At 60.6% G+C, this 19,425-nt stretch carries 16 protein-coding genes; 7 read left to right on the top strand and 9 right to left on the bottom strand.

All coding sequences use genetic code 11. The annotated features are described in order from the left end of the window. Window positions 1-172 precede the first annotated feature (172 nt). Entirely contained in the window at window positions 173-478 is a 306-nt protein-coding gene (locus BMX59_RS00470; protein ID WP_092241248.1) for a DUF2288 domain-containing protein, read from the top strand. Window positions 479-766: 288 nt separating this feature from the next. Here BMX59_RS00470 and BMX59_RS00465 read toward each other — a convergent pair whose 3' ends face one another. The 3 genes from BMX59_RS00465 to BMX59_RS00455 form a co-directional block, all read right to left on the bottom strand. After that, window positions 767-2,944 (bottom strand): hypothetical protein, encoded by a 2,178-nt coding sequence (locus tag BMX59_RS00465; RefSeq protein WP_093119269.1) that lies wholly within the window; start codon window positions 2,942-2,944, stop codon window positions 767-769. Window positions 2,945-3,148: 204 nt separating this feature from the next. Continuing rightward, window positions 3,149-5,413 carry a putative bifunctional diguanylate cyclase/phosphodiesterase gene (locus tag BMX59_RS00460; RefSeq protein WP_092241250.1) on the bottom strand — a complete coding sequence of 755 codons (2,265 nt, stop codon included), beginning with the start codon at window positions 5,411-5,413 and terminating at the stop codon, window positions 3,149-3,151. A 139-nt stretch (window positions 5,414-5,552) separates the two neighbouring features. After that, the gene (locus BMX59_RS00455; RefSeq protein ID WP_071488855.1) at window positions 5,553-5,918 is read right to left on the bottom strand and encodes a YkgJ family cysteine cluster protein; all 366 of its coding nucleotides are present in this window, start codon (window positions 5,916-5,918) and stop codon (window positions 5,553-5,555) included. A gap of 251 nt (window positions 5,919-6,169) precedes the next feature. On the opposite strand from BMX59_RS00455, the gene BMX59_RS00445 reads away from it, so the two are divergent. Next, complete coding sequence (locus BMX59_RS00445; protein ID WP_093119266.1) at window positions 6,170-7,516, top strand: spinster family MFS transporter; 1,347 nt, start codon at window positions 6,170-6,172, stop codon at window positions 7,514-7,516. 168 nt (window positions 7,517-7,684) lie between these two features. Here the strand turns inward: BMX59_RS00445 and rapA are convergent, their stop codons facing one another. Next, window positions 7,685-10,531 carry an RNA polymerase-associated protein RapA gene (gene rapA, locus BMX59_RS00440; protein WP_071488858.1) on the bottom strand — a complete coding sequence of 949 codons (2,847 nt, stop codon included), beginning with the start codon at window positions 10,529-10,531 and terminating at the stop codon, window positions 7,685-7,687. 219 nt (window positions 10,532-10,750) lie between these two features. Here rapA and BMX59_RS00435 point away from each other — a divergent pair, with 219 nt between their 5' ends. Next, the gene (locus tag BMX59_RS00435; protein ID WP_092241258.1) at window positions 10,751-11,092 is read left to right on the top strand and encodes an aspartate-semialdehyde dehydrogenase; all 342 of its coding nucleotides are present in this window, start codon (window positions 10,751-10,753) and stop codon (window positions 11,090-11,092) included. On the opposite strand, the gene BMX59_RS00430 is transcribed toward BMX59_RS00435, so the two are convergent. From BMX59_RS00430 to BMX59_RS00420, 3 genes are all read right to left on the bottom strand, one after another. After that, on the bottom strand, window positions 11,089-12,270 hold the full coding sequence (locus tag BMX59_RS00430) for an aminotransferase class V-fold PLP-dependent enzyme (RefSeq protein ID WP_093119261.1): 1,182 nt from the start codon (window positions 12,268-12,270) through the stop codon (window positions 11,089-11,091). The genes BMX59_RS00435 and BMX59_RS00430 overlap by 4 nt on opposite strands. Then, complete coding sequence (locus BMX59_RS00425) at window positions 12,267-12,737, bottom strand: RidA family protein (RefSeq protein WP_071488861.1); 471 nt, start codon at window positions 12,735-12,737, stop codon at window positions 12,267-12,269. Before BMX59_RS00425 ends, BMX59_RS00430 begins: the two co-directional genes overlap by 4 nt. 90 nt (window positions 12,738-12,827) lie before the next feature. Continuing rightward, window positions 12,828-13,694, bottom strand: coding sequence for a LysR substrate-binding domain-containing protein (locus BMX59_RS00420; RefSeq protein ID WP_093119259.1), 867 nt, complete (start codon window positions 13,692-13,694; stop codon window positions 12,828-12,830). Between the two features lie 130 nt (window positions 13,695-13,824). On the opposite strand from BMX59_RS00420, the gene BMX59_RS30390 reads away from it, so the two are divergent. Further along, window positions 13,825-13,986 carry a hypothetical protein gene (locus BMX59_RS30390; protein ID WP_017137225.1) on the top strand — a complete coding sequence of 54 codons (162 nt, stop codon included), beginning with the start codon at window positions 13,825-13,827 and terminating at the stop codon, window positions 13,984-13,986. A gap of 143 nt (window positions 13,987-14,129) precedes the next feature. Further along, window positions 14,130-14,246, top strand: coding sequence for a cytochrome c oxidase subunit CcoM (ccoM, locus tag BMX59_RS30940; RefSeq protein WP_010212341.1), 117 nt, complete (start codon window positions 14,130-14,132; stop codon window positions 14,244-14,246). A gap of 139 nt (window positions 14,247-14,385) precedes the next feature. Here ccoM and BMX59_RS00410 read toward each other — a convergent pair whose 3' ends face one another. Both BMX59_RS00410 and BMX59_RS00405 read right to left on the bottom strand, forming a co-directional pair. Next, window positions 14,386-15,861, bottom strand: coding sequence for an inorganic phosphate transporter (locus tag BMX59_RS00410; RefSeq protein ID WP_092241266.1), 1,476 nt, complete (start codon window positions 15,859-15,861; stop codon window positions 14,386-14,388). A gap of 313 nt (window positions 15,862-16,174) precedes the next feature. Continuing rightward, on the bottom strand, window positions 16,175-16,375 hold the full coding sequence (locus tag BMX59_RS00405) for a hypothetical protein (protein WP_003189295.1): 201 nt from the start codon (window positions 16,373-16,375) through the stop codon (window positions 16,175-16,177). A 557-nt stretch (window positions 16,376-16,932) separates the two neighbouring features. Here BMX59_RS00405 and pcaR point away from each other — a divergent pair. After that, a complete protein-coding gene (gene pcaR / locus BMX59_RS00400; protein WP_071488865.1) occupies window positions 16,933-17,775 on the top strand; it encodes a pca regulon transcriptional regulator PcaR in 843 nt (280 codons plus the stop codon). Between the two features lie 144 nt (window positions 17,776-17,919). Next, window positions 17,920-19,260, top strand: a complete 1,341-nt coding sequence (locus tag BMX59_RS00395) for a 4-hydroxybenzoate transporter PcaK (RefSeq protein ID WP_092241268.1) — start codon at window positions 17,920-17,922, stop codon at window positions 19,258-19,260. Window positions 19,261-19,425: the final 165 nt, after the last annotated feature.

Below are 19,425 nucleotides of genomic sequence, written 5' to 3'. Positions count from 1 at the left end.
GGTATGTCGCTTAAATGAAAGAAAAAGACAGAATTGCGGCGGGGTGATGCCAGAGTTCCGGGCAATCCTTGGCTTTCCTGACCCTTTCAATCGATGACGCATTTGCAACTGGGTTTTTCTGCCTGACGCTCGACGTTATGATTGCGCCGATTTTTTATTCAGGTGAACTCCCATGACGCAAGAACCTAGCACCCTCTATGCCAAGCTGCTCGGTGAAACTGCCGAAATTTCCTGGAAGGAGCTTGAGCCGTTCTTTGCCAAGGGTGCCCTATTGTGGGTCGACGCTGGCCTGGATTTGATCGAAGCGGCCGAAGGCATGGCCGAGGATAACCGCGACAAAGTCGCCGGGTGGCTGGCTGCGGGGAGCCTTGGCGAAGTGTCTGCGACGCGGGCGCTGGACCTGGTGGAGCGCGATCCGAGCCTGTGGGCGGTGGTGGTTTCGCCGTGGATTCTGATCCAGGAAAGGGCGGCGCAATAAAAGCCCGCACGAAAAAGGTGCATCTTTTTTGCCGCGGTAAGTGTGTAGCGGAGTAACCGCTGAGGCGGTGATGGCATCTTGCCGTAGAGAAAGGTCACAGCCGAGGGTGACGTGCGCGTCACGGGAACAGTTGGGCGGGTGGCTAAACGGCTGCAGAATTGTTTCGTGGTGTGGCAAGGCTATACATTTTTTTGCAATACAGGCCGTCATCGCAGGCAAGCCAGCTCCCACATTTGAAATGCATTCCAAGTGTGGGAGCTGGCTTGCCTGCGATGGGCGCGCCTCGGTCTAAGCCGTCTTGCCGGTATGGTTGTTCAAGGAGATAACTTTGGTCTTGCCAATTCGGTGGCGGTAGATCTCACGCAGGTACTTGATCGCCTTCTTCACGCAATCCCGTGACAGGCGAATGTCATTGATCGACACGAACTTCTCCTTGTCGTTGATCAGCTCGCGGTACTTCTTCTCATACATCGGCTTGATCGCGTACCAGTTGGTATCGAGGATCTTCGCCGGGTTCTCGAACTCGTTGAGCAACTCGTCGATACGATCTTCGTCGAAGTCCTCGTGGATGATGAAGTCCAGGATCGAGTTATCCAGCGTGTCATCGAAGCGGTACGGGTTGCGCGCAAAACAGCGTTTGATGAAGGCCACGATCAATGTGAGGAAGTCATCCGACAGGCACGGGCTCTTGGCGATCAGGGTGGTCAGCGACAGGTTGGCCGAGGCGCCGATCACCAGGGCGTAGCGCTTGAGCGTGGTGTTGGGGAACAGGCTGTTGAGGTGGGTCTTGAGCCGATTCAGGTCCATGTAGGACAGCTTGTAGTCCTTGGGCAGCGACACAATCGAGACCACCGACGAGCAGTTCTTGAAGAAGTGCAGGTCATGCAGCGCGGCCGCGTCGTAGCCAGAGTTCTTGTACTGTTCCAGGGACGCCTTGTAGCGCTTGGATTCGATCGGCAACAGGCTGATGCCTTCGATGGCCTGGGTGATCTTGTTGAAGTGCGGCAGGTCGATGGAGCGGAAGAACAGGTCGTCGATGTTCAGGCGCTGCGGCTCTTTCTCGAACACCTTGAACTTGTCGTTCGACGGCGCCGGGGTTTCCGGGACCACGGACTCGGCGTAGGCAATCGCCACCGGGCCGGCCAGGCTCATGAACAGGTCGTTGGCATCCAGGCGAATGGTTTCGCCGATGTCGATGCCGGCGCGCCGGAAGTAGTTCTGGTCGTAGTCGGTGGTCACGGCCTGGGCGGTGAGGATGTTGAAGATCTGCTGGGAAATATACTGGTTGGCGTGTTTTTCCATGGCATTGACGTCAATGTTCTGGATATTGCCGTCATCGCTTTCTTCGGCATAACGCATGATGTCATTGGAGATCAGCATCATCGCGTTCCACGGCCGGATCCGTCCCTTCACGCTGGCTTCGCTGCTGTCTTCATTGGCGAAGTTGTACGAGAAATCCCATTCTTCCGACAGGTATTTGCACAGCAGTCGCCCGGCGTTGATGTGCAGCGCCTCGGACATTTCGCTGCGGTGGTCGGAAATGTTCGGCAGCACGCAGATGCCGCTGGTGAAGATCGGCTCGAACACAAAGGCGTGACCGCTCTTGCTGTCGTGCTCATCGGCGGGCTTGGTGTCGAAGGTCTTGTTCATGTACGAGTGTTGCTGGGCCAGGCCGAATTCCGAGGCCATGCCTGAACCCGTGCCGCCGCCGGCGCTGAAGATCGAGAAGTACAGGCGCGACTGGTTGGCTTTGATACCGCAGGAGTCGATCAGGTACGAGTGGATCATCTTCCAGTCGGGGCTGGAAAAACGCTGGGTGTCTTTGTTCAGGATGATCTTGGCCAGGTACTGGCCGAGGATTGGCGCGTTACCGGCGCCGCCAGCATGGACTTCCGACAGGTCCATGATTTTCATCTTGCTGTAGTCGCGCAGGAAACCGCTTTTCTCGCCCTTGCGCGAGAAGCGGATACGTCCGGCGATGTCCTTGTCCAGGTCGCCCAGCATCACCAGCGGCTCGACGAGGAATACCGGTTTGCTGGCCTTGCCGCTGCCCAGGCGCAGGTTGTTGCGGATCCACTGGGCCGGGCTGTAACCCTTGTCCTGTGACTTATCTTCGTTGCTGAATTCGTTCAGGTAGAACTTGCGCGCGTTGTACACCAGTTCCGCCACGTCCAGCGCGATGTTCGAACCGCAGCGGCCCAGGCCGATCAGGCACACCGAGGGGAATTCCTGTTCGTTGCGCGGGTCGCTGTCGCCTTCCAGGTGGGGCGGGCGCGGGAACACCATGTCGCGCAGGCCGTCGAGGTTGTCGAGGATGCGGTCGGTATTGGTTTCGGTGAAGTACAGGTATTGCTGGGTGGCCAGCGGGCGGGCGGTGCTCAATGACTTTGAACCTGGGGGGGTGTCCGCAGGCGCTGGGAGCAATACATCGGATACCACGGTGGCAGAGTTATTTTTAGAAGTCATTGTGCGCCATGTGCCTGGGCGGATGGCTGAAACAGATCAAGGGGCCATCACGGAATGGGTGTTCGCGACTTTACAGTGCGTCCTTGTCCTGGACGATTGGGTTTTACCCCTGTGATTTCAGGGGGAACACGGCCGGACTCTGATGAATCGGCCGTTCGTCGGGGTTCTTTAGGCAAATGATGGCGAAATGCCAAAGATTCGGCGTCAGCGAATTGGCCTGACGATGGACGTGGACCCACCGCGACCCGGGGCAGGTTCCTTTGGTGCACTGATGTCTTTGGCGGCCAGCGTACTGGTTGTGTGTAGCGGGTTACGCATGTTGATGCCTTGCATCACACCAACGATGTCACTGGCCGGCACCGCCGGGCTCAGCAGGTAACCCTGGACGAAATCGCAGCCATGCTTGAGCAGCACCTCGAACTGGGCCTGGGTTTCCACGCCTTCGGTCACGACTTCCAGGTGCAGGGTATGGGCCATGCCGATAACCGCCTGGACAATCTCGATATCGGCGGTGGACCTGGGAATATCCTGGATAAACGAGCGGTCGATCTTCAACGTGTTGAGTGGCAGGCGCTTGAGGTAGGCAAGGGAAGAGTAGCCGGTACCAAAGTCGTCGATGGCCAGCGATACGCCCAGCGCGCGGATTTGCCGCAGTAACGCCAGGGTACTGCTGATGTTGCCCATCAGTGCATTTTCGGTGACTTCCAGTTCCAGGCGGTTCGCGCCGATGCCACTGAAGCGCAAGGCGTCTTCGATTTCGTCCGCCAGCTCGTCACGGGCCAGGTTCAGGGCCGAGCAGTTCACCGCCATGGTCAGATCGGTGTAGCCCCGGTCAGACAGCAGGCTCAGGTCATGACAGGCCTGGCGCAATACCCAGTGGTCCAGTTCGGCAATCAGCCCGTTGCTTTCTGCGATACCGATAAACCGGTCCGGCGCCAGCAACCCATGCTGGGGATGTTGCCAGCGCACCAAGGCTTCCAGGCGTGTGACCTTGCCGAGTTTCATGTCAAAGATCGGTTGATAGAACAACACCAGTTGGTTGCGGGTGCGCAGGGCGCTGCGCAGTTCTTCCTCCAGTTGCAGTTCGAGGAACGCGCGGGTCTTCAGGTTTGAACTGAAGAAATTCAGGTTGTTACGCCCGGCGTCCTTGGACTGGTACAGCGCCAGGTCGGCGGTTTTCAGCAGCTCTTCGCAGGTCAGGCCATCGTCGGGGAACAGGCTGATGCCAATACTGGTGGTCATCACCATGCGCCGGCCGGCCAGTTCGATGGGTTCTTTCATCTGCTGCATGATGCGTTGGGCCAGGTGCCGCGCTTCGTCGCGGTGGTGGATGCTGATCAGGATGCAGAATTCATCGCCGCCAAAGCGCGCCACTACATCCGCGTGGCTGCGTACCGAACCCTTGATATGCCCGGCCAGCACGGTGAGCAACTGGTCGCCGGCGTCATGCCCGAGGCTGTCATTGATGCGCTTGAAGTGGTCGATATCGAGGAAGATCACCGCCATCATGCCGTTTGACGCGGTTTTTTCGGCGAGCTTCTCCGCAAAGATCTGGTTGAAGCCGCGGCGATTGAGCAGGCTGGTGAGGGCGTCGTAATGCGCCACCTGTTGCAGCGATGCTCGGGCCTGGTCCAGTTCGCTGAGCAGGGCGTTGACCCGCCGCAGGTCGCGTTCCTTGTGCTGCAGTTTCTTGTCCGCCAGGGCGGCGCTGATGCTGCTGCCGATCACCAGCAGGGTGATGACGGCCACCGACAGGCCCAGTTGAATGGGGTTGTTATCCAGGGGTAACGAAAGGTCGGCCCCGGTGGGAACGATGAGTCGCATGGCCGCCATGCCGGTAAAGTGCATGCTCAGGATCCCGGCGCCGAGTACCAGGCTGGCAGCGTACTTGAGCAGTTGATGGAACACACCGGCGCCGGTACGCAGGTAGCTCGACAGCAACAGCGCAGACAGGCTGGCACCGATGGCGATGCCCACCGAGGCCATGAACAGTCCGGACTCGAAATAGACCTGGGCCTGTGAGCGCATGGCAGACATGCCGACGTAGTGCATCAATGCGATGCCGATGCCCATCCACACCGACGCCAGCAGGTACTGGTGGAAACGCAGGTTGGAATGACTGAGGGTTTGCATGGCGAACAACGAGGCGACCAACGCAATCAACAGCGAAGCAAACGTCATCAATAATTCGTAGTGGATTGCGATGGGTGCCTGGAAGGCCAGCATGCTGATGAAATGGGTGGACCAGATCCCGCCTGCCAGGCAACCGGCGCCGAGCCAGCGCCAATGACGTCTGGCGGTAGCGTCCTCGACATGGCCGACACGTTCGGCCATGTCCAGCGTACCGAAGCCGGCCGCGCAAGCGACCAGATAGGCGAGCAGCACCAGGAAGGGGTTATGACTGCAATTGAGTAATAAGTGCCCGCTCTCTGGAAGCTCGGTAAAAAAATGCAGACCTAGCCATTCCATAGCATGTCCCGTCATAGAGTCACGTCACTGCCTGAGGCGATGACCTATGAGGTCGAGTATAGAAGCATAGGAGAATGCGCAAGGAGTAATGGCATTTTGCTTTGCTACGATTTTGGCATGCCGTCCATAGCGTTTGATGCTAAGCGCTGATCGGCAACGCCAGTTCCAAAGGCTGTTCCAGCGGTGCCAGGCCAAAGGCGGCACGGGCTGCATCACAATCGGCGTTGTGCACGCCCTCGTACCACGAGGACTCGAACTCGCGGCACACGCTTGAGCGCTGTTCGTAGATCGTGCAACGGGTGCCCTGGCCCACTTCGCCCTCAAGGCTGCAGCAGCGCGCGGGTTTCTGGTCGGTGCCGATCATTGCAACGCGGGTCGGGTTGATCTGCACCACCAGGTCATCGGGCACCGTGCCTCCCGACGAGGCGCACTCACCCCAGAAGAAAGACACACGAAAGTGTGAACAGCAGGCACCGCAATTCAGACACGGACTGGCTTCGGACATGGGCGTCATCAATAAGAAAAGTAGGTTGGGGATGCTACGGAAGGCTCGCCATTCTATCCGTGCCATGGCCGTTGGGAAGGGGGGCGCGCACTTATATTTTTGTGGGGAAAGTCCCGTGTTGCCGGGCGAAATCATGCCCTATCAGCTTTACGAATCATTACAGACAACCGGGCCCTGCCTGACTATGTTGCAGGTACCGGGCAGGATGCATCGGGCATCGCAGCTCTCATAACAATAAAAGAGACGGACCCATGCAGAACTCGACCCAAGCGGCGAATGCCTGGCGCATTCTGTTCCTGCTGTTCCTCGCCAACCTGTTCAACTTCTTCGACCGCACCATCCCGGCGATCATCATCGAGCCAATCCGCATGGAATGGCACCTGAGCGACTTTCAGCTCGGGATTATCGGCACCGCCTTCACCATCGTCTACGCGATTGCCGGGCTACCGCTCGGGCGGCTGGCCGACACCGGCTCACGCAGCAAACTGATGGGCTGGGGCCTGTTCGCCTGGAGCGGGCTGACGGCGGTTAATGGCCTGGTCGGCAGTTTCTGGACGTTTCTGCTGGTGCGCATGGGCATCGGTATTGGTGAGGCCAGCTATGCGCCGGCCGCCAACTCGCTGATTGGCGATCTGTTCCCGGCACACCGCCGTGCGCGGGCCATGGGGATTTTCATGCTGGGCCTGCCGTTGGGGTTGCTGCTGGCATTCTTCACCATCGGCTGGATGGTCAAGGCGTTCGACAGCTGGCGCGCTCCGTTCTTTATCGCCGCTGTGCCGGGGTTGATCCTGGCGGTGTTCATGTTCTATATCAAGGAGCCCAAGCGCGGCGCGGCAGAAACCGTGCAGGTTTCCCAGGAGCGTGTCGACCGCCCGATCCGTCGCGTGCTGGCGGTGCCGACCTTCCTGTGGCTGGTGTTGGCGGGGTTGTGCTTCAACTTCGCCACCTACGCCTGCAATTCGTTCCTGGTGCCGATGTTGCAGCGTTACTTCCTGATGCCCTTGCAGGACGCTGCGGTCGCCACCGGGGTGATCGTTGGCCTGACCGGCCTGGTGGGCCTGACCCTGGGCGGCTGGGTTGCCGACAAGATCCATCAGCGGGTCGCCAATGGCCGTCTCTTGTTTGCGGCGTTCAGTCTGATCATCTCTACCGTGACCACCGCGTGGGCATTGCACGCCGGGCGCATCGAGATTGGTGTGTTCGTGGCGCTGTTCAGCGTGGGCTGGTTGTTTGCCTACAACTTCTACACCTGCGTGTACACAGCGATCCAGGACGTGGTCGAGCCGCGCCTGCGGGCCACGGCGATGGCGCTGTTCTTCGCAGGCTTGTATTTGCTGGGCGGCGGGATGGGGCCGATCGTGGTGGGTGGCTTATCTGACTACTTTGCCCATTCGGCGATGTATGCAGCGGGGGCGCAGCAGATGACCGAGGCTTACAAGGCGGTGGGATTGCACGATGCCATGTACCTGATTCCGGTGGCGTTGTTCCTGACCATGCTGTTCCTGTTCCAGGCGTCGCGCAGTTTTGTGCGCGATTCCAAGCGGATGAAGGATGGGTTGGGGGCGGTTGAGGTGCCGGCTGCTGCTGCAACGGCCTGATAGTGAGGTGACGCCATCGGGGTGTAGAACCCTCCCACATTTGACGGTGCTGTCATGTCGATCACCGATCAGTTGTGGGAGGGGGCTTGCCCCCGATGGGGCCTCCAAGGCCAATGAAAAAGACCCGCATTGCGCGGGTCTTTTTCATTTAACAGGGCAGGGCGGTGATCAACCCGCCACCAACACCCGAATCGCTTCCAACCGCAGCGCCGCCTTGTCCAGCATGGCCAAACCTTGCTCGCGCTGATTGCGCAGGGCCACCAGCTCACTGTCACGCACGGTCGGGTTGACCGCCTGCAACGCCGTCAGGCGCGCCAGTTCTTCGTCGGTGTCCGCCGCCAGGCGACGCTTGGCTTCGGCCACACGCTCGGCGTGGCGCGGGGTGATCTTCTCTTCACCGGCGTTGATCCGTGGCGTGAGTTGATCGCGCTGGGCCTGCACGAACTTGTTGGCGCTGGCGCGTGGCACGCTTTCCAACTGGTCGTTGAGGGTTTCGAACGACACGCGGCTGGACAGGTCGTTGCCGTTCGCATCCAACAGGCAGCGCAGGGCGGCCGGCGGCAGGTAACGGCCCAGTTGCAGGGAGCGCGGGGCAACCACTTCGCTGACGTAGAGCAGTTCCAGCAACACGGTGCCCGGCTTGAGCGCCTTGTTCTTGATCAGCGCCACGGCGGTGTTGCCCATGGAGCCGGACAGCACCAGGTCCATGCCGCCCTGCACCATCGGGTGTTCCCAGGTGATGAACTGCATGTCTTCACGGGACAGTGCCTGGTTACGGTCGTAGGTGATGGTCACCCCTTCGTCGTCGCCCAGGGGGAAGCTGGCGTCGAGCATTTTTTCGCTGGGCTTGAGGATCAGCGCGTTTTCCGAATGGTCTTCGCTGTCGATACCGAACGCGTCGAACAGGGTTTCCATGTAGATCGGCAGGGCGAACTGGTCGTCCTGCTCGAGGATGTCTTCGACCAGGGCATCACCTTCACCCGCGCCGCCGGAATTGAGTTCCAGCAGGCGGTCGCGACCGGTGTGCAGCTCTTCTTCCAGGCGCTCGCGCTCGGCACGGGCCTCGTCGATCAGGGCTTGCCACTCGCCGTCGTCGGCGTTTTCCAGCAGCGGCAGCAGGCGCGGGCCGAACTGATGCTGCAAGGCGTTGCCGGTCGGGCAGGTGTTGAGGAACGCGTTCAGCGCTTCGTGGTACCACTGGAACAGGCGCTCTTGCGGGCTGGTTTCCAGGTACGGCACGTGCAGTTCGATCACGTGTTTCTGGCCGATCCGGTCCAGGCGGCCGATGCGCTGTTCCAGCAGGTCGGGGTGGGACGGCAGGTCGAACAGCACCAGGTGATGGGAGAACTGGAAGTTGCGGCCTTCACTGCCGATTTCCGAGCAGATCAATACCTGGGCGCCAAACTCTTCATCGGCGAAGTAGGCGGCGGCGCGGTCACGCTCGAGGATGTTCATGCCCTCGTGGAACACCGTGGCCGGAATGCCGGAGCGTACGCGCAGGGCGTCTTCCAGGTCCATGGCAGTTTCGGCGTGGGCGCAGATCACCAGGACCTTGGTGCGCTTGAGCATTTTCAGCTGGTCGATCAGCCATTCGACCCGAGGGTCGAAGCGCCACCAGCGGTTTTCTTCTTCGACGTCCGGCTGCGCCTGGAAGCTGACTTCGGGGTACAGCTCGGCGTGTTCGCCCAGCGGCAGCTCCAGGTATTCGTCCGGGTTCGGCAGCGGGTAGGCATGCAGCTTGCGCTCCGGGAAACCCTGCACGGCGGCGCGGGTGTTGCGGAACAGCACACGGCCGGTGCCGTGGCGGTCGAGCAGCTCACGCACCAGGCGCGCGCTGGCTTCGGTGTCGCCATCGTTGACGGCGGTGAGCAGGGCTTCACCTTCGTCGCCGAGGAAACCCTGGATGGTCTTGTGTGCGGCAGGTGACAGGCGACCCTTGTCCAGCAGCTCCTGCACGGCTTCGGCCACCGGGCGATAGTTCTCGCTCTCGGCGCGGAAGGCGGCGAGGTCATGGAAGCGGTTCGGGTCGAGCAGGCGCAGGCGCGCGAAGTGGCTGTCCTGGCCCAATTGCTCCGGGGTGGCGGTGAGCAGCAGCACGCCGGGAATCACTTCGGCCAGTTGCTCGACCAGCGCGTACTCGGGGCTGGCCTTGTCTTCATGCCACACCAGGTGGTGGGCTTCGTCGACCACCAGCAGGTCCCAGCCGGCGGCAAATAGCGCGTCCTGGGCCTTCTCGTCGTCGACCAGCCACTCCAGGGCGACCAACGCAAGCTGGGTGTCTTCGAACGGGTTGGTGGCATCGCTTTCGATAAAACGTTCTTCGTCGAACAGCGCCACCTGCAGGTTGAAACGGCGGCGCATTTCCACCAGCCATTGGTGCTGCAGGTTTTCCGGAACCAGGATCAACACGCGGTTGGCGCGGCCCGACAACAGTTGGCGATGGATCACCAGGCCGGCTTCGATGGTCTTGCCCAGGCCCACTTCGTCCGCCAGCAAGACCCGTGGCGCGATACGGTCGGCGACTTCACGGGCGATGTGCAGTTGGTGCGCGATAGGCTGCGCACGCACGCCACCCAGGCCCCACAACGAGGACTGCAACTGGCGGCTGGTGTGTTCCAGGGTGTGATAGCGCAGCGAGAACCAGGCCAGCGGGTCGATCTGCCCGGCGAACAGACGGTCGCTGGCCAGGCGGAACTGGATGAAGTTGGAGAGTTGGGTTTCCGGCAGGGTGACCTGCTCGTTCTGCCCATTGAGGCCGTGGTACACCAGCAGGCCGTCGACGTCGTCGACTTCCTGCACGGTCATTTTCCAGCCTTCGAAATGGGTGATGCTGTCGCCCGGCGAGAACCTCACGCGGGTGAGTGGCGCATTCCGTAGCGCATACTGACGAGTGTCGCCAGTGGCCGGATAGAGCACGGTCAACAAGCGCCCGTCCTGTGCCAGAACGGTGCCTAACCCCAGCTCTGCTTCGCTGTCACTAATCCAGCGTTGCCCCGGTTGATACTGCTGCGCCATGCTGCCTGACTCCCGCCGTGAAAAAGCCGACTATCTTAACGGAACAAGCCCCCACGCCCAAGGACTCTGACAAAAACTACTCCGTTTGCGTGGGGGGCCGGAAACCGAATCGACGGGTGGCGGGCACTTGGGAGTGTCGACTGGGTCACAGGTTGGCGAGCCTGTGCTCAAGTCACCCTGCAACCCGCCGACAGCCTGTTGATCAGGAGAATAATCACTATGCTTCCACCCATGCTGCCCGTCAGCGTTGTGCCGGTCACGTCACAACTCGATCCGGTGCGCCAGAAGCCGGACATCCCGCCCGTGGTGCCCGTCCAGCCGGGCTCCAACGAGAGCACCATCGACCTGAAAAAAGGCGATGCCGAGACGTCGACCTTTTTGCTGCGCGAAGAACAGCGCCGCCAGCAGGAACAGCAGAGACGCCGGCGTGAAGCCGATGAAGACCCGGAGCAGCACCTGGCCATTCCGGGCGATTTGTTGAATGCCGACAACACCGTGCCAGTGGCGCCGCTGATCGAAGATGCACCGCGCCAGGGCCTTTGGGTGGACGTCGAGGTTTAGTCGCGCAACTCACGCAGAGCCGCTATCAGCAGCTCGATATCATGCTCGTTGTTGAGCGGGCTCACCGAGATCCGCGCCACGCTCTCCAGGCCACGCGCCTGCATATCCAGCGGGGTGTAGGCCACGCCGTTGGCGCCGATATTGATGCGTTTCAAGCCCAGGCGCCGCTTGAGTTCAAAGGCATCCCAGCCGGTGAGGTTGAAGGCGATCAAGCCGGATTGGCAAGTGCCCAGGTCATGCAGGGTAATGCCCGCAATCCCACGCAACGCTTCACGGATTTGCGCGCTGGTCTGCGAAACCCTCTCCCAGGCGCGCTCGACCCCCAGCCGATTCATCTCCTGCAGCGCATTGCCCAGCCCGGCCAGCAAGGCGAAGGATGCCTCGCTGGTTTCAAAGCGCCGTGCGTCATTGCGCAGATCGAAACCCTGGGCGGTCCAGGGCGCCGAAAACACATCGCGTTGGGCCGGGTTCAGGCGCCCGAGGAAATCCGGCCGCACATACAACAGCGCCGTCCCGCGTGGACCGCGCAGGTGCTTTCTTCCGGCGGACTTGAGCACATCGCACTGCAATGCTTGTACGTCCACCGGCACCTGGCCGACGGCCTGGCCGGCGTCGATGAAGTAGGGGATGGCGTGACGCCTGGCCAGGTCACCGATGGCCTGGGCGGGGTTGATCAGGCCGCCGTTGGCCGGGAGCCACGTAAGGTCGATCAGCTTTACCCTGGCATCGAGCATCGACTCCAACGCCACCGGGCAGACCGCGCCGCTTGCATCGCAGGGGATGACTTCCACGCGGGCACCCGCTTGCACCGCCAGTTCCATGCTGGCCAGGTTGCCGCCCCATTCGTGACGGCCTACCAAAATGCGGTCGCCGGGTTGCCAGGGGCCCAGGGCCTGGAACGCCAGGCTCCAGGCGGTCGAACCACTGCTGGCAAACGCGATGGATGAGGCAGGAGCGTTGAGCAGTTGTGCGGCGGCGCGGCGGGCTCTTTCCACCAGCACGGCGCCATGTTCGCCGGCTTCCATCGGGCCGTCGCGAGCCTCCCGTTGCAGTTGTTCGAAGATCGCGTCGAGGGTTGCCTGGCTGGGCAGCGAGGCGCCGGCATGGTTGAAGTGCACGATGCCGGACTGGCAGCCGGGCGTGTCATCCCGCAGGTGCTGGACTTCAAGCGGGCTCATGGGTGCAGCTCGAAAATCGCATCAACCTCCACGGCCACACCGGCCGGCAGGCTGGACACGCCAACGGCGGTGCGCACATGTCGGCCTTTCTCGCCAAGCGCATTGACCAGCAGGTTGGAGGCACCGTTGGCCACCACGCTCTGTTGCGTGAAGTCGCCGCTGCTGGCGATGAATACTCCCAGGCGCACGGTGCGCACCAGGCGCGACAGGTCATCGCCGAGGGCATTGCTCAACTGCCCCAGCAGGCCCAGCGCAGCGAGTTCCGCTGCTTGAGCACCTTCTGCATCGCTGAGCGACTCGCCCAACCGGCCCACATAGGCGGGTTTACCATCCACCAGTGGGATTTGCCCGGAGACGAACAGGTGATTCTGGCTGACCACGTGGTTGATGTAGTTGGCGATCGGCTGGCTGGGGGTTGGCAGCGTGAGGCCAAGGGCTTGCACGCGTTGGCGGAGGGAGTCGCTCATGATGAATCCTCTTGGGTCGGGAGGCTTCAGCATGTTGGCTGTATCGAGGCGCGACAAACGGATAGATCTCACGCGATGTATCGAAAAAGCTCACGTATCGGTGCAGGCTTCCCTCAGCCATTGGCTGAAACACGCGGCGGCTTCGCTGGTGGTGCCTTGAGGTGCGATCAACCAGTAGCCGATGTCGCTGTGATAGGGCGGCCAATCGAAGGCTTCCACCAGGCTGCCGTCCTGCAGCCTGCGCTCGATCAGGCGATGACGGCCCATGGCGATGCCCTGGCCGGCCACGGCGGCTTCGACCACGATGTTGTAGTCGTGCAGCATCACGCGGGGGTGGTGACCGAGGTCGACCTGATAGTGCTCGGACCAGTCGGTCCATTCAAAGGGGCGGTGCGAAGTGGCCATCAGCAATGGGCTGTCTTGCGTTGCCTTGAACGTCGGGCTGCACACCGGCGAGATGATTTCCGGCATCAGTCGCGTGGCCTGCACATCGGGCCAGTCGCCTTTGCCATAACGGATGGCCAGGTCGACCTCCGCACCTGCCACGTCTGCCAATTGAATGGCCGGCAACAATTCCACCTGGATATGTGGGTAGCGATTGAGGAAGCCTGCCAGGCGGGGCGCCAGCCACAGGGTCGCAAAGGAGGCCAGCAAGCCGATGCGCAGCACGGTGGCGCTGGGGGTGACCCGTTGGGCGCGTGTGGCGGCGGCGATGGCATCGAGGGCTGGGCGGATTTCGTCGTAGTACTGTTGGCCGTCGGTGGTCAGATCGATCGCACGGGTGCGTCGGATAAACAAGGGTTTGCCCAGGTGCTGCTCAAGCTTTTGCACCTGATGGCTCAGCGCGCTCTGAGTCACTGACAACTCGCTGGCGGCCTTGATAAAACTCAAGTGCCGCGCCACGGCTTCGAAGGCGCGCAGCGCCAGCAGCGGCGGAAGGTCCTTGTGCAGTGCCACCTGGGGGAATCTCCTGGTTCGGGAAAACAGCGATTTTGTGCGATGACCTGCCTTTTGTCGCCCGCTGATTTGCCGTTGAGCGGGGGAGGCCGCATTATTGGGTCATTCCCTCCACGACGTAAGCCAAGCCATGAGTGAAGACGACAAGCTGATCGACCTGAATGCCGAGCGCGCCAAGCGCGTTCACGACCTCAATGACAAACGCCTGAATGAAGTCCGCCAGGCATTTGAACAGGCAATGCCACTCGGCAAAGTTAAAAAGAAACCGAAGAACAAGCCAAAAAAGCGTTGAAAGTACCTGCATCCATTGATGCAGGTCAGTTATTGCCCTTCTTTACGCCCCGTCGCGGGCGACATTGATCCCCGTCAATTTTCCAATCCGCCTTCTCCATTAACTTAGCCCTATCGCAACAGGGCAAGCGCAGGAGGCCGGTCATGTTTATCGATAATGTGGTGTTCGCCGGAGTGCTGACGGTAAGCCTGATGGTGATGTTTTTTGTAGGGTTTGGAATTTTTATCTGGAAAGACGCGAACAAGCGGAAAAAACCATAGTTTTTCCAGGTTACATGAGCACGCAAGGCATTTTGGGCGACTTCGGTCGCCCTTTTTTTGCGCCTGAATTAACCCAATAGTGATCATAAAAAAAGGTGCGACCCTCGCGGATCGCACCTTTTTTATCGCAGGCGGCTTATCAGCTGCCCAGCGCCTTGGAAGCCAACCAGAACAACCCGGCCGACAGGGCCACGGTTGCCGGCAGGGTCAGTACCCAGGCCATCAGGATGGTCTTCACGGTGCCGCCCTGCAGGCCGCTTTTGTTGGCGACCATGGTGCCGGCCACGCCCGACGACAGCACGTGGGTAGTCGACACCGGCAACGCGAAGATGTTGGCAAAGCCAATCATGGTCGCGGTGGTGATCTGTGCCGACATGCCCTGGGCATAGGTCATGCCTTGCTTGCCGATCTTCTCGCCGATGGTCAGTACCACACGCTTCCAGCCCACCATGGTGCCCAGGCCCAAGGCCAGTGCGACGGCAAGGATCACCCAGAACGGGGCGTATTCGGTAGTGGCGGTCAGGTCTTTGCGCAGTTTGTCGAGGTCGGATTTCTCACGGGCATCCAGGCCTGGCAGCTTGCCGACTTTCTTCGCGGTGTCGTCCAGGCAGAGCAGATAGCGGCGCACTTCAATACGCTGGTCCGCCGTCAGCGCGTGATAGTCGGACACGCCTTTGAGTGTGTCGACCAGCGCGTTGATGGTCGGCTCGGTCTGCTGTGGATTGCACTGGAACTTACCAGGCAGGTCGTTCTGCACGCTTTTGCCCAGGGCCAGGAACTCGCCGAGCGTGGCGTTGTTACGCTGGTAGAACTGGCTCAAATGCACGGTGGCGTCGCGGGTCCGTTCGATCTGGTAGGTGGTGCTGCCCAGGTCGAGCACGAACTGCGCCGGCACGATACCGATCAGCACCAGCATGATCAGGCCGATACCCTTCTGGCCGTCGTTGGAGCCGTGCACGAAACTCACGGCCATGGCGGAAATCACCAGCACCAGGCGGTTCCAGAACGGCGGGTGTTTCTTGTCATCGAGCTTGCGGCGCTGGTCCGGGGTCTTGTGCATCTTGGACAGCGGACGCCACCACTTCAGGCCGATCAGCACCAGGGCTGCAACCAGGAAGCCGGCCATCGGCGAGAACACCAGCGAAGCGCCGATATCCACGGCTTTCTGCCAGTTCACACCGTCAGCCAGGGGAATGTCGTTGATCAGGGCGTTGGCCAGGCCGACCCCGAGGATCGAGCCGATCAGGGTGTGGGAGCTGGAGGCCGGGATACCGAAGTACCAGGTGCCCAGGTTCCAGGTGATCGCCGCCGCCAATAAAGAGAAGACCATCGCCAGGCCATGGCCGGTGTTCACATTGATCAGCAACTCCACCGGCAGCAAGTGCACGATGGCGTAGGCGACACCGACACCACCGAGCAACACGCCGAGGAAGTTGAACACCCCGGAGAAGAACACGGCCAGGTGCGGCGGCATGGCTTTGGTATAGATGACTGTGGCCACCGCGTTAGCGGTGTCATGAAAGCCATTGATGAACTCGAAGGCGAGGACAAAGGCCAGGGCGAGCAACAGGCTCACGAGAACCCAAGCATCCAGTCCGCTGAATAAATCGATCATGAAGGTTTTCTGACCCGGTCGTAAGGGGGCGCGATTATGCCAGAAAACCTCAGTAATCGATGCACTAGCTGCTCATCGGTATCAATCTTCCCTGAAAAAAATCCCGGAAAGGGCGTGCATCCCAGGGTTTTCGGGGCTTGGGCAAGTCTTTGATTTATATGGCAGAGGGCGCCAGAAGCGGGGATTGTCACAAAAACGTCACGACTGAAACATTTGTATGAAATTTTACCGTTCTTGGTAGGGTGCAAGATTTCTGGCTGATGGCTGAGTGCCATCAACCTGGGCCATGACCTTGAGGCTCAAACCGAATCGCCTAGGGCTCTTCGGTTTTGAGTTCCTGTTCAATCTTTTGGATTTCCTGTGCAAAGGCCTGGTCAAGCAGGCTGGCGCGCTTGCGCCATGGTTTGCGCTCAGGTTCAGGCTGGGCGGCGTAGGTGGTGACTTCCCCGCCGTAAACGTCCTTGTAACGTTGCTCCTGGCGCTCAAGTTCCGCGCGCAGTTCATCTTTCGTCACATCGTTACCTAATTGAGTTGAGTGTCAATACGTTGCAGCGTTATGCCGGAATGCGCCCTCAGGGTGTTTCAAGTCGAACCGCCATAGCGTTCAAGTTTGAAACAGACATGGGTGAACACTGCTAGTGCCGTCATTCAAGGCAGGTAGTTGCTATCGACGATGCACGGCCTGTGCATCATGCGGCCAGCTCCGTTGCCGATAATGAAACCGGGTGGACCAGTACACAGGGTGCATTATAGCGGCGCATTTGAATAACACTATCGGTATAAAGTTAAAAACCGTCAACTTTGTATGAGTGTTTTGTTACACGCGCCTATTGGTAATTGCACACATTCGGGTGTCATGAATCCATCCAAACTTCAAACGTTAATAAGAGGCCTCGTTTTTTTTCAATCCGTCGTGGGTGAAGGGGGAGGTTGCGAGCAAATTGCGATAATCGAATGATCGTCCGATAATCGCACAATGTTGTCGGCCCTGCCTTGTACATCTCGGCTGACGCAGCTTGTAATAGTGGCCAATCCTCCCCTGCGGTTGACAATAAGACAAAGGATCTCGACATGAACGATCAATTGCGCAACTCTTTCGCGTCAGTGGCGCCGCCGATCGTTGCGTCCCCGGCCAAGCGTATCCAGGCGTTTACCGGTGATCCGGACTTCATGACCTCCCTGGCCCGTGGCCTGGCCGTGGTGCAGGCGTTCCAGGAGCGCAAGCGCCACCTCACCATCGCCCAGATCAGCCACCGCACCGAAATCCCTCGCGCCGCCGTGCGCCGTTGCCTGCACACCTTGATCAAGCTCGGCTACGCCACTACCGATGGGCGTACCTATTCGCTGTTGCCCAAAGTCCTGACCCTGGGCCATGCCTATCTGTCGTCCACGCCACTGGCGGTGTCCGCCCAGCCTTATCTGGACCGCATGAGCGAGCAACTCCACGAAGCCTGCAACATGGCGACCCTCGAAGGCGACGACATTCTCTACATCGCCCGTTCGGCCACCACCCAGCGCCTGATTTCGGTGGACCTGTCGGTGGGCGGACGGCTGCCGGCCTACTGCACCTCCATGGGCCGCATCTTGCTCGCGGCGCTGGATGACGCCTCGCTGCAGGATTATCTCGACCACGCCGACCTGCAGACCAAGACCAGCCGCACCCTGACCACGCCCGCCGCGCTGTTCGACTGCCTGCAACAGGTGCGTCAGCAAGGCTGGTGCATTGTCGACCAGGAACTGGAGCAGGGCCTGCGCTCCATCGCGGTGCCGGTGTATGACGCCTCGGGCCAGGTGCTGGCCGCGCTGAACGTCAGCACCCACGCCGGCCGTGTCAGCCGCAGCGAGCTGGAGCAGCGCTTCCTGCCGAGCATGCTCAGTGCCAGCCGCGAGTTGAGTGCGCAGCTGTTTGCCTAAGCTGTTCGGTGACCGCACAGATCCCGGTTGGGTCGATTGCGCTGTTTTCCCTGGCTTATTACTGTGCGACAGCGCTCCAGGGAGCGCTCAATAATAACGACGACCCAAGGTCGTCAGCCCGCCATCGGTGTGGAAATAAAAACAATGAATCAGCCCTCTGTCGGTACTTCCTTGGACGTGCAGTCCTTTATCAACACCCAGCCACTGTCCCGTTACCAGTGGCGCGTGGTGATCCTGTGTTTCCTGATTGTTTTCCTGGATGGCCTCGACACTGCCGCCATGGGCTTTATCGCGCCGGCGCTGTCCCAGGATTGGGGCATCGACCGCGCCAGCCTCGGTCCGGTGATGAGCGCCGCGTTGATCGGCATGGTCTTCGGCGCGCTCGGCTCCGGCCCGCTGGCGGATCGCTTCGGGCGCAAAGTGGTGCTGGTGGGCGCGGTGCTGGTGTTTGGTGCATTCAGTCTGGCGTCGGCCTACAGCAGCAACGTCGATCAACTGCTGGTGCTGCGCTTCCTGACCGGGCTCGGCCTGGGCGCCGGCATGCCGAATGCCACCACGCTGTTGTCCGAATACACCCCTGAGCGCCACAAGTCGTTGCTGGTGACCAGCATGTTCTGTGGCTTCAACCTGGGCATGGCCGGTGGCGGGTTTATCTCGGCCAAGCTGATCCCGGCATTCGGTTGGCACAGCCTGCTGCTGATCGGCGGCATCCTGCCGTTGATCCTGGCGCTGGTGTTGCTGGTATGGCTGCCGGAATCGGCGCGCTACCTGGTGGTGCGCAATCGGGGGACCGACAAGGTGCGCAAAACCTTGTCGCCCATTGAGCCGAACATCGTCGCCCAAGCCAGCAGTTTCAGTGTGCCCGAGCAAAAAACCGTCAAGGCGCGCAACGTGTTTGCGGTGATCTTCTCCGGCACCTACAGCGCCGGTACGTTGTTGCTGTGGCTCACCTACTTCATGGGCCTGGTGATCGTGTACCTGCTCACCAGCTGGCTGCCGACCCTGATGCGCGACAGCGGCGCGAGCATGGAGCAGGCCGCGTTTATCGGCGCGTTGTTCCAGTTCGGTGGTGTGTTGAGCGCGGTGGGCGTGGGCTGGGCGATGGACCGGTTCAATCCGCACAAGGTCATCGGCACGTTCTACCTGCTGGCCGGGGTGTTTGCCTACGCGGTAGGGCAGAGCCTGGGCAGTATCACCTTACTGGCGACTCTGGTGCTGATTGCCGGGATGTGTGTCAACGGTGCGCAATCGGCGATGCCGTCCCTGGCCGCACGTTTCTACCCCACTCAAGGCCGTGCCACGGGCGTGTCGTGGATGCTCGGCATCGGCCGTTTCGGCGCGATCCTCGGCGCGTGGATGGGCGCGACGTTGCTGGGCCTGGGCTGGAACTTCGAGCAAGTGCTCACCGCTCTGGTGATCCCTGCCGCATTGGCCACCACGGCCGTGGTGATCAAAGGCATGGTCAGCCATGCCGACGCCACCTGAGGCCTGTGGGAGGGGGTAAGCCCACTCCCACAGTTATCGAGTTTTGCCTAATGCTTAGCCAAGCAACAATCCGTTCGATAATCGAACGCTGAGTCGATTATCGGATTGTTTGGCCCATTTCCCCGGCTTAATCTTCAAGCACTTCGGCGCCACCTCAGCGCCTTT

The sequence above is a fragment of the Pseudomonas sp. NFR09 genome, assembly GCF_900111535.1.
GTDB classification, from domain to species: Bacteria; Pseudomonadota; Gammaproteobacteria; order Pseudomonadales; family Pseudomonadaceae; genus Aquipseudomonas; species Aquipseudomonas extremorientalis.
This window is presented reverse-complemented; position numbering and strand designations above follow the sequence as displayed.

Coding starts and splice junctions, on each gene's coding strand:
- BMX59_RS00470 (WP_092241248.1), top strand. CDS start 173: ATGACGCAAGAACCTAGCACCCTCTATGCCAAGCTGCTCGGTGAAACT.
- BMX59_RS00465 (WP_093119269.1), bottom strand. CDS start 2,944: ATGACTTCTAAAAATAACTCTGCCACCGTGGTATCCGATGTATTGCTC.
- BMX59_RS00460 (WP_092241250.1), bottom strand. CDS start 5,413: ATGGAATGGCTAGGTCTGCATTTTTTTACCGAGCTTCCAGAGAGCGGG.
- BMX59_RS00455 (WP_071488855.1), bottom strand. CDS start 5,918: ATGTCCGAAGCCAGTCCGTGTCTGAATTGCGGTGCCTGCTGTTCACAC.
- BMX59_RS00445 (WP_093119266.1), top strand. CDS start 6,170: ATGCAGAACTCGACCCAAGCGGCGAATGCCTGGCGCATTCTGTTCCTG.
- rapA (WP_071488858.1), bottom strand. CDS start 10,531: ATGGCGCAGCAGTATCAACCGGGGCAACGCTGGATTAGTGACAGCGAA.
- BMX59_RS00435 (WP_092241258.1), top strand. CDS start 10,751: ATGCTTCCACCCATGCTGCCCGTCAGCGTTGTGCCGGTCACGTCACAA.
- BMX59_RS00430 (WP_093119261.1), bottom strand. CDS start 12,270: ATGAGCCCGCTTGAAGTCCAGCACCTGCGGGATGACACGCCCGGCTGC.
- BMX59_RS00425 (WP_071488861.1), bottom strand. CDS start 12,737: ATGAGCGACTCCCTCCGCCAACGCGTGCAAGCCCTTGGCCTCACGCTG.
- BMX59_RS30390 (WP_017137225.1), top strand. CDS start 13,825: ATGAGTGAAGACGACAAGCTGATCGACCTGAATGCCGAGCGCGCCAAG.
- ccoM (WP_010212341.1), top strand. CDS start 14,130: ATGTTTATCGATAATGTGGTGTTCGCCGGAGTGCTGACGGTAAGCCTG.
- BMX59_RS00410 (WP_092241266.1), bottom strand. CDS start 15,861: ATGATCGATTTATTCAGCGGACTGGATGCTTGGGTTCTCGTGAGCCTG.
- pcaR (WP_071488865.1), top strand. CDS start 16,933: ATGAACGATCAATTGCGCAACTCTTTCGCGTCAGTGGCGCCGCCGATC.
- BMX59_RS00395 (WP_092241268.1), top strand. CDS start 17,920: ATGAATCAGCCCTCTGTCGGTACTTCCTTGGACGTGCAGTCCTTTATC.